The 13,652-nt window shown below is 74.2% G+C and carries 13 protein-coding genes; 8 read left to right on the top strand and 5 right to left on the bottom strand.

The features are described 5' to 3' along the window. On the top strand, nucleotides 1–1,950 hold the full coding sequence (locus tag JQN83_RS25315) for a VWA domain-containing protein (protein ID WP_208569657.1): 1,950 nt from the start codon (nucleotides 1–3) through the stop codon (nucleotides 1,948–1,950). Between the two features lie 21 nt (nucleotides 1,951–1,971). Here the strand turns inward: JQN83_RS25315 and JQN83_RS25310 are convergent, their stop codons facing one another. After that, a complete protein-coding gene (locus JQN83_RS25310; protein WP_208569656.1) occupies nucleotides 1,972–2,988 on the bottom strand; it encodes a GlxA family transcriptional regulator in 1,017 nt (338 codons plus the stop codon). A gap of 71 nt (nucleotides 2,989–3,059) precedes the next feature. Between JQN83_RS25310 and JQN83_RS25305 the strand changes: the two genes are divergently transcribed. Next, the gene (locus JQN83_RS25305) at nucleotides 3,060–4,358 is read left to right on the top strand and encodes an MFS transporter (protein WP_208569655.1); all 1,299 of its coding nucleotides are present in this window, start codon (nucleotides 3,060–3,062) and stop codon (nucleotides 4,356–4,358) included. A gap of 87 nt (nucleotides 4,359–4,445) precedes the next feature. On the opposite strand, the gene JQN83_RS25300 is transcribed toward JQN83_RS25305, so the two are convergent. After that, a complete protein-coding gene (locus JQN83_RS25300) occupies nucleotides 4,446–5,168 on the bottom strand; it encodes an RICIN domain-containing protein (RefSeq protein ID WP_208569654.1) in 723 nt (240 codons plus the stop codon). A 58-nt stretch (nucleotides 5,169–5,226) separates the two neighbouring features. Beyond that, the gene (locus tag JQN83_RS25295; RefSeq protein ID WP_208569653.1) at nucleotides 5,227–5,511 is read right to left on the bottom strand and encodes a DUF427 domain-containing protein; all 285 of its coding nucleotides are present in this window, start codon (nucleotides 5,509–5,511) and stop codon (nucleotides 5,227–5,229) included. A 184-nt stretch (nucleotides 5,512–5,695) separates the two neighbouring features. Between JQN83_RS25295 and JQN83_RS25290 the strand changes: the two genes are divergently transcribed. The 5 genes from JQN83_RS25290 (at nucleotide 5,696) to JQN83_RS25270 (ending at nucleotide 11,252) form a co-directional block, all read left to right on the top strand. Then, nucleotides 5,696–7,078: an FAD-binding oxidoreductase gene (locus tag JQN83_RS25290; RefSeq protein WP_208569652.1), complete on the top strand. Its 1,383-nt coding sequence runs from the start codon at nucleotides 5,696–5,698 to the stop codon at nucleotides 7,076–7,078. Continuing rightward, nucleotides 7,075–8,412, top strand: coding sequence for an SAM-dependent methyltransferase (locus JQN83_RS25285; RefSeq protein ID WP_208569651.1), 1,338 nt, complete (start codon nucleotides 7,075–7,077; stop codon nucleotides 8,410–8,412). Before JQN83_RS25290 ends, JQN83_RS25285 begins: the two co-directional genes overlap by 4 nt. 123 nt (nucleotides 8,413–8,535) lie before the next feature. Further along, on the top strand, nucleotides 8,536–9,096 hold the full coding sequence (locus tag JQN83_RS25280) for a winged helix-turn-helix domain-containing protein (protein ID WP_208569650.1): 561 nt from the start codon (nucleotides 8,536–8,538) through the stop codon (nucleotides 9,094–9,096). Beyond that, nucleotides 9,089–9,952, top strand: coding sequence for an SRPBCC family protein (locus JQN83_RS25275; protein ID WP_208569649.1), 864 nt, complete (start codon nucleotides 9,089–9,091; stop codon nucleotides 9,950–9,952). The genes JQN83_RS25280 and JQN83_RS25275 overlap by 8 nt, the downstream gene beginning before the upstream one ends. A 574-nt stretch (nucleotides 9,953–10,526) precedes the next feature. Next, a complete protein-coding gene (locus JQN83_RS25270; RefSeq protein ID WP_307799700.1) occupies nucleotides 10,527–11,252 on the top strand; it encodes a S1C family serine protease in 726 nt (241 codons plus the stop codon). A gap of 113 nt (nucleotides 11,253–11,365) precedes the next feature. On the opposite strand, the gene JQN83_RS25265 is transcribed toward JQN83_RS25270, so the two are convergent. Continuing rightward, on the bottom strand, nucleotides 11,366–12,688 hold the full coding sequence (locus tag JQN83_RS25265) for an RNA polymerase sigma factor (protein WP_208569648.1): 1,323 nt from the start codon (nucleotides 12,686–12,688) through the stop codon (nucleotides 11,366–11,368). A 95-nt stretch (nucleotides 12,689–12,783) separates the two neighbouring features. Further along, complete coding sequence (locus JQN83_RS25260; RefSeq protein ID WP_208569647.1) at nucleotides 12,784–13,113, bottom strand: YciI family protein; 330 nt, start codon at nucleotides 13,111–13,113, stop codon at nucleotides 12,784–12,786. 124 nt (nucleotides 13,114–13,237) lie between these two features. Here JQN83_RS25260 and JQN83_RS25255 point away from each other — a divergent pair, with 124 nt between their 5' ends. Then, nucleotides 13,238–13,471 carry a zinc-ribbon domain-containing protein gene (locus JQN83_RS25255; RefSeq protein WP_091251437.1) on the top strand — a complete coding sequence of 78 codons (234 nt, stop codon included), beginning with the start codon at nucleotides 13,238–13,240 and terminating at the stop codon, nucleotides 13,469–13,471. Nucleotides 13,472–13,652 lie beyond the last annotated feature (181 nt).

The raw sequence follows: 13,652 nt of genomic DNA, 5'->3' as shown, positions 1-13,652 counted from the left end.
ATGGCCGGCAACCGGTTCCGGTACGGCCAGTGGCAGGGCGGCCCCGACCCGCTCGCCCCGCCGTACGACGTGCGTGCCGCCGTGGACTCCGTCGGCGCGGAGGTGCTGGCCGGCGGCAGTCTGCGGGAGGCGCTGCGGGACCTGCTGCGTCGTGGCCCCCAGGGCCGGGGCGGCCTGGACGACCTGGCCGCCCGGGCCCGCCGGCTGCGCCGGGAGGCGCTGCGCCGGGGTGACCTGGACGGCGCGGTGACCCGGTCCCGGGCTTTGCTCGACCAGGCCCTCGCGGCGGAGCGGGACGCGCTGCGTGAGCGCACCGACGACGACGCCCGGTTCGCCGAGGCGGTGCTCGACAACCTGCCCCGGTCCACCGCCCGCGCGGTGCAGGAGCTGGCCGGCTACCGGTGGACCAGCGACGAGGCCCGGCAGGCGTACCAGCGGATTCTCGACGGGCTGCGCGGGGAGGTGCTGGAGCAGCGGTTCGCCGGGCTGCGCGACGCCGCGCGGGCCGCCGGTGACCCGGCCGTGCAGGCGCAGCTCGCCGAGATGATGCGGGACCTCAACGACCTGCTGGCCCGGCACGCCCGTGCGGAGGACACCACCGACGCGTTCGCCGAGTTCATGCGCCGGCACGGCGAGTTCTTCCCGGAGCAGCCGGGCACCGTCGACGAACTGGTCGACGTGCTGGCCCGCCGGTCGGCGGCCGGTGAGCGGCTGATGCGGTCGCTGTCCGACCGCCAGCGCGAGGAGCTGGCCGGGTTGATGCGGCAGTCGCTCGGTGACCGGCTCGCCGGTGAGTTGTCCGCCCTCGACGCCCACCTGCGCGCCCTGCGCCCCGACCTGAACTGGCAGCGCGGCGAGCGGGTCCGGGGCGACCAGCCGCTCGGCTACGGCGAGGCGACGGGGGCGCTGGACGAGATCGCCGAGCTGGACGAGCTGCTCGACTCCCTCGACCAGCAGCAGCCGGGGGCCACCCTGGACGACGTGGACGTCGAGGCGGTCGCCCGGACGTTGGGCCGCGACGCCGCCGACGACGTACGCCGGCTGCGGGAGCTGGAGCGGGAGCTGCGCCGGCAGGGCTGGGTGGGCCGGGACGCCGACGGGTTGACGCTCAGCCCGAAGGCGTTGCGCCGGTTGGCCGGGACCGCGCTGCGCCGGGTCTTCGCCGATCTCACCGCCGGCCCGCGCGGCCAGCACGACCTGCGTACGGCCGGGGCGGCCGGCGAGGTCAGCGGCGCCTCCCGGCAGTGGGAGTACGGCGACGAGCAGCCGTTGGACGTGGTGCGCACGCTCACCCGGGCGGTCCGCCGGGCCGGCCCCACCGTGCCGCTCCAGCTCGCCGTCGAGGACTTCGAGGTGGTGGAGACGGAACGGCGGGCGTCGGCGGCGGTGGCGCTCTGCGTGGACCTGTCGTACTCGATGGTGTCGCAGGGGCGGTGGGGGCCGATGAAGCAGACGGCGCTGGCCCTGTCGCACCTGATGGCGACCCGGTTCCCGCAGGACGCGTTGCAGATCGTCGGGTTCGGTCGGGAGGCGGTGACGCTGACCCAGCGGGAGCTGGCGGCGGTGGAGCCGGACATGGAGCAGGGCACCAACCTGCAGCACGCGTTGCGGCTGGCCGGCCGGCACCTGCGCCGGCATCCGGGGGCCGAGCCGGTGGTGCTGGTGGTCACCGACGGTGAGCCGACCGCGCATCTCGACCCGGACGACGGCGAGGCGTACTTCCACTGGCCGACGCTGCCCGAGACGGTCCAGGCGACCATCCGCGAGGTGGACCGGCTGGCCCGCGCCGGTGTCACCCTCAACCTGTTCCTGCTGGGCGACGACCCCGGCCTGCGGCGCTTCATGGATGCCGTCGCCAAGCGCTCCCGGGGTCGCCTCTTCACCCCCGACTTGGGTGACCTGGGCGAATACGTGGTCTCCGACTATCTCCGCTCGCGCCACACGACCTGACCCCCACCCACCCCGCGTCGGTCATGCGGTCGTGGCGGACCCCACCACCGCATGATCGACGGAGGGTGGGGGGCGGCGGAAGGTGCGCCGGTAGGTCGAGGGGGAGACGCCGATGCGGGTGTGCAGGTGCTGGCGCAGGGCGGCGGTGGTGCCGAAGCCCGCCCGACGGGCCACCTGGTCGACGGTGAGGTCGGTGGTCTCCAGGAGGAGCCGGGCGTGGTCGGTGCGCTGCTGGAGCAGCCACTGTGCCGGGCTGAGCCCGGTCTCCGAGCGGAAGTGCCGGGTGAAGGTGCGTACGCTCATCCGGGCATGGGCGGCCAGTTCCCGCAGGGTGACCGGCTCGTGCAACTGCTGGCGGGCCCACTCGCGGGTGGCCGCCGTGCCGCTGGCCGGGCTGCGTGGCACCGGTCGTTCGATGTACTGGGCCTGGCCGCCGTCGCGCCAGGGCGGCACCACGCACCGCCGGGCCGCCCGGTTGGCGACCTCGCTGCCGTGGTCGCTGCGGATGACGTGCAGGCAGAGGTCGATCCCGGCGGCCACCCCGGCCGAGGTGAGCAGCTGGCCGGAGTCGATGAAGAGCACGTCCGGGTCGAGGTCGACCTGCGGGTACAGCCGGCGGAACGGTTCGACGTGCGCCCAGTGGGTGGTGGCCCGGTGCCCGTCGAGCAGCCCGGCGGCGGCCAGCGCGAACGCGCCCGTGCAGATCGACATGATCCGGGCGCCCCGGTCGTGGGCCTGCCGCAGGGCCTCGGTCACCGCCGGGTCGACGGTGCCGTCGGTCATCGGTGGGCCGCCGTGCAGGCCGGGCACCACCACCGTGGCGACGGTCGTCAGCAGGTCGAGCCCGTGGTCGGGGAGGACTCGGAAACCCGAGGAGCTGCGGACCGGGTGGCCGCCGGGGGTGCAGGTGTCGACGGTGTAGAGCGGTTGCCGGTCGGCGGTGCAGGCGGCCCCGAAGACCTGGGCCGGGGTGCCCAGGTCGAGGCCGACGACGCCGTCGAGGGCGAGCACGCCGATCCGGTGCGGGACGAGAGTCATGGCCCGATTATTGCGTACGATGGCTTTCCGGCCACTCGTCGCCGGTCGGGTCGGGCCCCGAGACTCGGAGCGTGACCCGAGCCCGTCGTCTCCACCCGGCCTGGACCGTGGCCGCCGTCGCCTTCGTCGCGCTGGTCGGCGCGGCCGGCTTCCGCGCCACCCCGTCGGTGCTGCTGCACCCGCTGCACGCCGAGTTCCGCTGGCCGTTGGCCACCATCTCCGCCGCCGTCTCGGTCAACCTGCTGCTCTACGGCCTGACCGCGCCGTTCGCCGCCGCGCTGATGGAACGGTTCGGCATCCGCCGGGTGGTGACCTGCGCGCTGGCACTGGTGGCGCTCGGCAGCGGCCTGACCGTCTTCATGACGGCGAGCTGGCAGCTGATCCTCTGCTGGGGTGTCCTGGTCGGGCTGGGCACCGGGTCGATGGCGCTGGCGTTCGTCGCCACCGTCACCGGACGCTGGTTCGTCGCCCGACGGGGGCTGGTGACCGGGGTGCTCACCGCCGGTGGGGCCGCCGGTCAACTGGTCTTCCTGCCGCTGCTCGCGGTGCTGGTCCGCGACCACGGCTGGCGGACGGCGGCACTGGTGGTGGCCGGGGCCGCCCTGGCGGTCGTACCACTGGTGGTGTGGTGGTTGCGGGAACACCCGGCGGACCTCGGCCTGCCCGCCTACGGCGCGACCGAGGTGACGCCCCGGCCCCCGGCAGCCGGCGGGGCCGCCGCGCGGGCCGTCGGCGCGTTCACCGCCGCCGCCCGGACCCGCCCGTTCTGGCTGCTCGCCGGCGGCTTCGCGATCTGTGGCGCGACCACCAACGGTCTGGTCGGCACCCACTTCGTGCCGGCCGCACACGACCACGGGATGCCGCAGACCACGGCGGCGGGCCTGCTCGCCTTGGTCGGGCTCTTCGACATCGGCGGCGTCGTGGCCTCGGGGTGGCTCACCGACCGGGTGGACAGCCGGCTGCTGCTGGCCGGCTACTACGCGCTGCGCGGTCTGTCGCTGTTGCTGCTGCCCAGCCTGTTCACCGGCGGCACCGGGCCGAGCATGCTGGTCTTCGTCGTCTTCTACGGCCTCGACTGGGTGGCGACCGTGCCGCCGACAGTGGCCCTGTGCCGGGAGTACTTCGGCGCCTCGGCGGCGGTGGTCTTCGGCTGGGTCTTCGCCGCGCACCAGTTCGGGGCGGCGGTCGCGGCGACCGGCGCCGGTCTGGTCCGCGACCGGCTCGGTGACTACGCGCTGGCCTGGTATGTGGCGGGGGCGCTCTCGGTCGGCGCCGCGGTGCTGTCGCTGCTGCTGCGCCGACGTCGGTCGCTGCCACCACCGCTCCTGGTGCCGGCCCGCCCCGCCGGGGCGTGGAGCTACCGAGGCTGACCGACGCCGGTCGGGCCTGCCGCCGGTCCGCCGGCCGGACAGCGGGGTCGAGGTCGGTCCGGGCTACGGCCACCCCCGCCGCACCCGTCAGCCGAGTGCCCACTGTTGGCCGGCCGACGCGGTGCAGGTGGCCTGCACCAGGTCGTCGCCGGCCGCGGTGCCGTCATTCCTGACCTGCACGCACTTGCCTGACTGGACGCCGACCAGCAGGACCGGGCCGGTGCCGACCGGGGTCAGCCGCCACTGCTGGTTGGCCTGCCCGTGGCAGCCGAACTGCTGGATCCTGGCTCCGTCGTCACCGCTGCCGCCCTCGACGTCAAGGCACTGGCCGTGCCCGGCGTTGGTGAGCGTCACCAGGTCCGGTGCGACCGGGTTGGCGACCCACCGCTGCTCCGCGCCACCGGTGCAGGGCGCCAACTCGGCGGTGGCCGTCTCACCCGCGCCGTCGGTGCCGACACAGAGACCGGAGGTGACCGCCCGCAGCACGGTCGGCCCGCTGAACGTGGCCGGGGTGGTGGGTGGCGGGGTCGGCGAGGGCGGCGGGGTGGTCGCCGGTGGTGCGCTGGTCTCCGGGGCCGCCGTGGCCGGCGCGGCGGGGGTCGGCGCGGCGGCGGCCGGCACCACCGGCTGGGTCCGCCCGTCGCCGCCGCCCAGCACGCCGGTGGCGAAGAAGACCCCCAGTAGTACGCCGGCCAGCCCGGCTGCCAGCGCGAACCGCATCAGCGGATCACGGGGCAGCCCGGGGCGGGCGGCCCGCCGGGCGCCGTACACGGTGCCGGACGGGTCGCGGTGCGGATCGGGGACGGCCATGCAGGCATGGTGACCCACCGGGCGGGCCGACGGCCAGTCGGCCCGCTCCCGAGAGGGATCAGTCGACGACCCGGACGTCCTTCCAGAACGCCACCCGGTCGCGGACCTGCTCCGCCTCGGGCTTCGGGTCGGGGTAGTACCAGACCGCGTCGGGGCTGGTCCGGCCACCGTCGGTGAGGGAGTAGTAGGAGGCGGTGCCCTTCCACGGGCAGACCGTCCGGGTCGTCGACTCGGTGATCAGGTCGTCGCGCAGGGTGCTGCGGGGGAAGTAGTGGTTGCCCTCCACCAGGACGGTGTCGTCGCTCTCGGCCACGACCTGGTCGTTCCACACGGCTTTCGGCATGCCACCACGCTACGCCCCACCCCGGTCGATGCTCCCGCACCCCTCGCCGCCGGCGGTTCCGGCCGGTGCCCGGGTGCCGGCCGCCGGGCCCCGCCCCGCACCCGCCTCCCGGAGGGCTCGGCTGATCCGAAACGGCCAGCGGTGGGGTCCCCCCAGAACGGCGCTTCGCGCGTAAAGTGATCTCATGCGCGCGCAGCGTGATCATGAACTGGCGGTGGACGCGTTGCGGCGGTCGTACGCCGCCGTGCCTGCGGGGCAACCCGTTCGACTGGCCAAACGCACCTCCAACCTGTTCCGGCCCCGGTCGGCCACCGGCGTGCCCGGCCTCGACGTCAGCGGGCTGGACGGCGTGCTGTCGGTCGACCCGGTCACCCGCACCGCCGAGGTGCAGGGCATGTGCACCTACGAGGACCTGGTCGACGCGACCCTCCCGCACGGGCTGATGCCGCTGGTCGTGCCCCAGTTGCGCACGATCACCCTGGGCGGCGCGGTGACCGGGCTGGGCATCGAGTCCACGTCGTTCCGCAACGGGCTCCCACACGAGTCGGTCGTCGAGCTGGACGTCCTCACCGGTGCCGGCGAGGTCGTCACCGCCCGGCCGGACGGCCCGCAGGCCGACCTGTTCGCCGCGTTCCCCAACTCGCTGGGCAGCCTGGGGTACGCCACCCGGCTGCGCATCGAACTCCAGCCGGTGGGGCGGGCGGTGGCCCTGCGCAACATCCGGTTCACCCGGCTGGAGGAGCTGACCGACGCGGTCGCCGAGGTGACCGCCAAGGGGGAGTGGGAGGGGCGGCCGGTCGACGCGATGGACGGCGTGATGTTCAGCCCCGGCGAGTCCTACCTGGTGCTCGGCTCCTTCACCGACGAGCCCGAACGGCTCAGCGACTACACCGACCAGGACATCTACTACCGGTCGCTGCGTCGCCGGGTGCGGGACACCCTGGGCACCTACGACTACCTGTGGCGGTGGGACACCGACTGGTTCTGGTGCTCGGCCGCGTTCGGCGCGCAGCATCCGGTGGTGCGTCGGCTCTGGCCGGCCCGCTGGCGGCGCAGCGACGTCTACCACCGGCTGGTCCGGCTGGAACACCGGCACCAGGTGGCCGCCCGGGTGGACCGGTGGCGGGGCCGGCCGGCCCGGGAACGGGTCGTGCAGGACGTCGAGATCCCGCTCGACGGCACGGCCGACTTCCTACGCTGGTTCGACCGGAACGTCGGGATGACCCCGGTGTGGCTGTGCCCGTTGCGGCTGCGCGAGCCCGCCGGTCCCGGTTCGGCCCGGGCGTGGCCGCTCTACCCGCTGCGCCCCGGCGTGACCTACCTCAACATCGGCTTCTGGGGCACCGTCGAGGTCGTGGACGGTGCCGTCGACGGCGACGTGAACCGCTCCATCGAGCGGGCGGTGTCGGAATTCGGTGGACACAAGTCGCTCTATTCCGACGCGTACTACGACCGGGCGGCCTTCGACCAGCTCTACGGCGGGGAGACCTGGCGTGTGGTGAAGGACCGCTACGACCCGGACCATCGGCTCACCGGACTCTACGAGAAGGCGGTTGCCCGAAAATGAGCCTGACCGACCGAGAACAGGGGGCGGCGAGCGCCCCGGCCAGCCCGCCGGCGGGAAGTCGGCCCGGCCCGACCGTCGCCGACGTCGTCCGCGCGGTCACCACCCATGACCTGCCGGTCCGCGTCACCGGCTACGACGGCAGCGTGATCGGCCCGACCGACGCCGGGATCACCCTCGACATCCGCTCCGAACGGGGCCTGTCCTACCTGCTCACCGCCCCGGGTGACCTGGGCATGGCGCGGGCCTACGTCAGCGGCGACCTCGGGCTGGGCGGGGTGCACCCCGGCGACCCGTACGAGGCCCTGCGGGTGCTCCTGGACCTGCGGCTGCGGGTGCCCTCGGTGGCCGAGGGGTTGGCCCTGGTGCGTGGCCTCGGCTGGGAACGGCTGCGGCCCCCACCGGCGCCACCCCAGGAGGCACTGCCCCGCTGGCGGCGGGTGATGGGTGGGCTGCGGCACTCCCGGGGCCGCGACAGCACCGCCATCTCGCACCACTACGACGTGTCGAACGCCTTCTACGAGAAGGTGCTCGGCGACTCGATGACGTACACCTGCGCGGTGTACCGCAGCCCGACCGACACCCTGGAGCAGGCCCAGGCGGCCAAGTACGAACTGGTCGCCGGCAAGCTGGCACTCCAGCCGGGGATGCGCCTGCTCGACGTGGGCTGCGGCTGGGGCGGCATGGTCCGGCACGCCGCCCGCGAGTACGGCGTCAAGGCGATCGGGGTGACCCTGTCCCGGGCGCAGGCCCAGTGGGCGCAGGAGGCCATCGCGCGGGAGGGGCTGACCGGCCTGGCCGAGGTGCGCCACCTCGATTACCGCGACGCGCCCCGGGAGCAGTTCGACGCGATCTCCTCGATCGGGCTGACCGAACACATCGGGGTGCGCAACTATCCGGCCTACTTCCGGGCGCTGCGGGACCGGCTGCGGCCCGGTGGCCGGTTGCTCAACCACTGCATCACCCGGGCCGACAACCGGGCCCCGCACCGCTCCGGCGCGTTCATCGACCGGTACGTCTTCCCCGACGGCGAGCTGGCCGGGCCGGGCCGCCTGGTCGGCGAGGTGCACGACGCCGGCTTCGAGGTGCACCACGAGGAGAACCTGCGGCAGCACTACGCGCTGACCCTGGCCGCCTGGTGCCGCAATCTCGTGGCGAACTGGGACTCCTGCGTCGCCGAGGTGGGCCTGGGCACCGCCCGGGTCTGGGGCCTCTACATGGCGGGGTCGCGGCTGGCCTTCGAGCGTAACGGCATCCAACTGCACCAGGTGCTGGCGACCCGCAACGCCCCGCACGGCGTGAACGGCTACCCGTTGCGCCCGAACTGGACGCCCTGACCAGCCTGCGCGGCACGCCCCGACCGCACGCGCCGACGCCCTGACGAAAGCCGCGCCACCTCGGCGCGGCTTTCGTCGGTCCGATTGACAAGGAGAATTTTTACGTACAGGATTGTTTTTGAGATGAGAGACGTCCTGTACCTGGAGCAGATCGAGCAGGCCGAGACCCTGCTCAAGCCGCAGCGCGTGGACGTGCTGCGGCAGTTGGCCGAGCCCCGCACCTGTACCGAGGTGGCGGCCCGGCTGGAGCAGACCCCGCAACGGGTCTATTACCACGTCAAGCAGCTCGCCACGGCCGGCCTGGTCGAGCAGGTGGCCAGCCGGAAGGTGCGCGGTATCAGCGAGGGCATCTGGCAGGCCGTCGCCCGGTCGTACTGGCTCTCGCCCCGGCTGGTCGGCCGGATCGGCGGCGTCCGCCGGGCCTCCGACGAGCTGAGCCTGGGCCACCTGCTCGACCTGATGGAGGAGGTGCAGGCCGACGTCGCCGCGCTCGACCGGAGCGTGCCGGAGTTGCCCTCGATCGGGGTGTCCGGCGAGATCCGGGTGCCGGCCGAGCGCCGACAGGAGTTTCTGCACGACCTGCAGTCGACATTGCAGGACCTGTTCACCCGCTACGGCGGCGTCGAGGGGGACGCCTTCAAACTCGCCGTGGCCTGTTACCCCAAGGGGGAAGAGCATGGCTGAACCACTCACGCTGGGCGTCCGGCTCGCCGCGCCGGTGGAGGCCGTCTGGCGGGCGCTCACCGACCCGGCCGAGCTGCGCGTCTGGCTGACCGAGCATGCCGAGGTCGAGCTGCCCGGCCGGTACGAGTTCTGGGGTCGGCACACGCCCGAGGGCGACGCGCCCCACCAGCGGCTGCGGCACGCCGACCCGTACACGCTGCGCTTCGACTGGCTGCTCGACGGGGTCGAGACGACCAGCGAGCTGCGCCTGACGGCGCAGGGGCCGGACACCACGTCGCTGACCCTCAGCCAGAGCCACTTCGACTTCGCCGAGGCGATGGACGGCAGCAGCATCCGTGGCGTCCTGCAGACCTGGTGGTCGCTGTCGATCGCCAACCTCGCCGCGCACCTGGAGGGCCGCCCGCTGCTGCCGAGGACCGACTTCACCTCCACCGACCTGCGCGGTGAGCTGACCATCGCCGCGCCGATCGACCGGGTCTGGACCTCGCTGACCGACTCCGCGCAGGCCAGCGCCTGGTTCGGCTACCCGATCGGCATCGAGCCCTGGGTCGGCGGCCGGTACGCCATGGGCGGCTTCGACAGCGGATATGCCGCGAAGGTGATCGACCTGGAGCCCGGCCGGAAGATGTCGGTGGACTGGGGGCCGGTCGGCGTCACCACCTGGGAGCTGGCCGAGTCCGGCGGAAAGACGCGGCTCACCTTCGTGCAGAGCGGCTTCGACGAGGGCAACCCGCCGTACGCGGCGTGGAGCGGGTCGGTGGCCGGCCTGTCCGAGCTGCGCCGCTTCCACGAGATGGCCGACTGGCAGCCGATCTGGGTGGCCGAGGAGATCCACACCGGTGCCCCCGGCACCTGAACCACCACCACCCCGCACCTGCGCCCGGGCCGGTCTTCGAGGTTCGGGCGCAGGTGCGGGGTGGGCGCGGCCGTTTCTGGCCTGTCCCTGGCCGGAGTGGCCCGGCCCGGACCGCCAGGCGGTGGCGTCATGTAGGCGACTCCTGTAGAGCTGATGACGTTGCCGATTCACGGGTGGCAGGGCAGGACACACCGGGTCCGCCCACCATGCACGGCGGACGCACAGGCACGCCACAAGGGGGCCTCAGCGCGGCGCGGCACGGTGGCTCCATCGCCGTACCGAGGAGGGCCCATGCCGCACCCCGACAACCACCGCCACCGGTCCGACAGCCACCGGCCCGACCGTCTTCGGCCCGGCCGGTCGATCCTCGTCGAGGGGCGGTGACCTGGTGTCCGACACCATGCTGCGCCCGGTATCGGTAACCGGCGACCCGACCCCACCGGCTGGCCCGACCCCACCGGCTGGCCCGGTATCCGAGCCGCCACCGCCGTCCCTACCCGCACCGCCGCCGTTCTCGCCACCGCAATCGTCGCCGTCCTCGCCGTCGCCGCCGTCGTCGCGGTGGCGTCGACGGGTGGTGGCCGGCGGCGCGGCGATGGCGCTGATGCTCGCGGGCGGTGGCACCGGCGCGCTGGTCGTGGACCGGTTCACCGCCCCGGCTTCGTCCGTCACTCGCACGACGGCCGCCGCCCCGGTCTCCGCCGCCACCATCGACTCCCTCGCCACGGTGGTCGCCGTCGTGTCGCCCAGCATCGTCACCGTCGAGGTGACCGGGGCCCGGGAGTCCAGCCTCGGATCCGGCGTCATTCTCGACACCGACGGACTCGTCCTCACCAACCAGCACGTGGTGGACTCCGGCGGCCAGGTCGACGTGACCCTCTCCGACGGCCGTACCGCCCCGGCGACCGTGGTCGCGCAGGACGCCACGGCGGACTTGGCGCTGCTGCGGGCGACCGGGTTGTCCGGGCTCACCCCGGCGACGCTGGGCAGCGACTCGACCCTGACCGTCGGGGACACCGTGCTGGCGTTCGGCAGCCCGCTCGGGCTGGCCGGGACGGTCACCTCCGGAATCGTGTCGGCCCTCCACCGGTCGGTGGACGACCTGTCCGGACTGGTACAGACCGATGCGGCGATCAACCACGGCAACTCCGGCGGCGCGCTTGTCGACACCGCCGGGCGGGTGGTGGGCATCAACGTCGCGATCGCCACCACCGGAGAGGACGAGGGCAGCGTCGGCCTCGGCTTCGCGATCCCGGTGGACACCGTCCGCCAGGTCGTCGCCCGACTGACCGCGAGCTGACCCGCCCCGCTTCCCGGTCAGCGAGACAGGGCCGGACCAGTGGGGGCAGGGTCGGACCGGCGGGCAGGGTCGGACCGGCAGGGCGAGGCCGGGCCGGCCGAGGCGGGGGCGGTTCAGCGGGGCGGGGTCAGCCCGTCCGCGCGGCGCAGCAGGGCCCGGCGTTCGGCGGCCGAGCCCACCAGGTCGGCGGCGGCCCGGAACAGGAGGGCCGCCCGGACCGGGTCGCCACTGCGGGCGGTCAGCTCCGCCTCCACCGCCAGCGCCGGCGGGTGGCCGTCCAACGCCCCGTCGGCGCGGGCCTCGGCGAGCAGGGCCAGCCCGGCCGCGGGGCCGTACGCGTAGCCGTGGGCCACCGCACGGTTCAACCCGATCACCGGGGTGGGCCGCAGCCGCGACAGTTCGTCGTACCAGTGGGCGATGGCCGGCCAGTCGGTACGGCCGGCGTCCGGCGCGGTGGCATGGCAGGCGGCGATCCGGGCCTGGAGCAGATACGGGCCGGGCCGGTCGGTGCGGGCCGCGCCCGAGGGGCTGTCGGCCCTGGCCGAGGCTGACGGGCTGTCGGTGCGGGCCGAGGCTGACGGGCTGTCGGCGGGGACCGTGGTCGACGGGCTGTCGGCGGGGGGCGGTGCCGACCGGCGCTCGGCACGGGCCAGGGCGGTCAGGGCCTCGGCGATGGCGGCGTGGTCCCAGCGGGAGCGGTCCTGCTCGGCGAGGGTGAGCAGATCACCGGCGGCGTCGCGGCGGGCAGCCCGCCGGGAGTGCTGGAAGAGCAGCAGCGCACACAGGGCGGCGACCTCCGGCTCGGCCGGCATCAGCTCGTCGAGCAGCCGCGCCAACCGGACCGCTTCGTCGGCGAAGGCGGGCTCGCCGTCCGCGTCGTACCCCCGGGTGAAGAGCAGGTAGAGCACGGCCAGGACGCCCGGCAGCCGCTCGGCCAGCGCGGACCCGGTCGGCACCCGGTAGGGGACGCCGGCGGCGGCGATCCTGGCCTTGGCCCGGGTGATCCGCCGGGTCATGGTGGACTCGCCGACCAGGAAGGCCCGCGCGATGTCGGCGGTCGGCACCCCGGCCACGGTACGCAGCGTCAGCGCCACCCGGGCCTCCAGCGTCAGCGCCGGATGGCAGCAGGTGAACACGAGGCGCAACCGGTCGTCCACCACGTCCTCCGGATCGTCCGGGGTGGGGTGCTGGTCGGTGAGCACCGCCAGCTCGCGTAGTTTGCGGCGTTCCACGGTGGCCCGCCGAAGCACGTCCGTCGCCCGGTTCCGGGCCACCGTCATCAGCCAGCCGCCCGGATTGCCCGGCACGCCGTCGCGGGGCCAGCGCTGCACGGCGGCCACCAGCGCCTCCTGGGCGCAGTCCTCGGCGAGCGTCCAGTCCCCGGTCACCCGGATCAGCGCGGCCACGATCCGCGGGTACGCCTCGGCGCCCGCCACCGCGACCGCGCCGACCGGGTCCCCGGCGACCGGGCCCGCCGGCCCACCCCCGTGGTGCGGGCCCGGCGGTCCGCACGGGTCGACGGCCGTGGCCCTCAGAGGTCGACCAGGGGACGCAGTTCGAGCCGCCCCTCGTAGGCCATCGGGTGGCGACGGGCCACCTCCACCGCCTCGTCGAGATCGGTGCACTCCAGCAGGTCGAAGCCCACGATCACCTCCCTGGTCTCGGCGAACGGCCCGTCGGTGAGCAGCAGCTCACCGTTGCGTACCCGGACGGTGGTGGCCGCCGACACGTCCGCCAGCCGGCTACCCAGCACGCGCTGCCCGCTGCCGTCTCGCTCGGCGACCCATGCCTCGATGTCGGGGGCGGCCTCCGGGTCGGTGTCCGGTGCGGTGTCGGTGCAGACCAGCATCAGGTACTTCATCGGGACGCTCCTCGGTGTCGTTGTCGTCACCGGCGTGACGTTCGGGAGGCACGGTTCCGGACAGCGGTGGGCAGGATTTTTCCGCCGGTGGTTCCCGGGGTGTCGGGCGGGGTAATGCCGGGCGATGTTCTTCATCTTCGGACTCCGTACCAAGGTCACCCGGTCGGGGGTGATGACCGCCGTCTGCCGGCACTGCGGCAACCAGGCCGCGCAGGTGATCAGCCGTCGGTCGACGAAGTTCACCCTGTTCTTCGTCCCGCTGATCCCGATCCGGACGAAATACGTGCAGCAGTGCTCGTTCTGTGGCGTCGAGTACGCCGTCGACGCCGACGAGGCCCGCCGCCTCCCGGTCGGCTGACCGTGGCCCGTTTCCTCTGCTGGCTGGTCGGCCGCCCACCGGGCCCGCCGACCGCGCCGGTGCCCGCCGCCTCCCGCCCACCCTGCACCCCCGGTCGTCGCCCGTCGCGCCGCCGCCACCGGCCGGCTGCCGGTGCCCGTTCGCCCCGTTCGCCCTGGAACCGGTCCGCCGGCCGCTGACC

It is taken from the genome of Micromonospora antibiotica, assembly GCF_017599305.1.
GTDB lineage: Bacteria > Actinomycetota > Actinomycetes > Mycobacteriales > Micromonosporaceae > Micromonospora > Micromonospora antibiotica.
Note: the sequence above shows the minus strand (reverse complement) of the source record. Positions and strands in the feature narration are given on the sequence as shown.

Coding starts and splice junctions, on each gene's coding strand:
- JQN83_RS25280 (WP_208569650.1), top strand. CDS start 8,536: ATGAGAGACGTCCTGTACCTGGAGCAGATCGAGCAGGCCGAGACCCTG.
- JQN83_RS25285 (WP_208569651.1), top strand. CDS start 7,075: ATGAGCCTGACCGACCGAGAACAGGGGGCGGCGAGCGCCCCGGCCAGC.
- JQN83_RS25290 (WP_208569652.1), top strand. CDS start 5,696: ATGCGCGCGCAGCGTGATCATGAACTGGCGGTGGACGCGTTGCGGCGG.
- JQN83_RS25255 (WP_091251437.1), top strand. CDS start 13,238: ATGTTCTTCATCTTCGGACTCCGTACCAAGGTCACCCGGTCGGGGGTG.
- JQN83_RS25275 (WP_208569649.1), top strand. CDS start 9,089: ATGGCTGAACCACTCACGCTGGGCGTCCGGCTCGCCGCGCCGGTGGAG.
- JQN83_RS25295 (WP_208569653.1), bottom strand. CDS start 5,511: ATGCCGAAAGCCGTGTGGAACGACCAGGTCGTGGCCGAGAGCGACGAC.
- JQN83_RS25315 (WP_208569657.1), top strand. CDS start 1: ATGGCCGGCAACCGGTTCCGGTACGGCCAGTGGCAGGGCGGCCCCGAC.
- JQN83_RS25310 (WP_208569656.1), bottom strand. CDS start 2,988: ATGACTCTCGTCCCGCACCGGATCGGCGTGCTCGCCCTCGACGGCGTC.
- JQN83_RS25260 (WP_208569647.1), bottom strand. CDS start 13,113: ATGAAGTACCTGATGCTGGTCTGCACCGACACCGCACCGGACACCGAC.
- JQN83_RS25300 (WP_208569654.1), bottom strand. CDS start 5,168: ATGGCCGTCCCCGATCCGCACCGCGACCCGTCCGGCACCGTGTACGGC.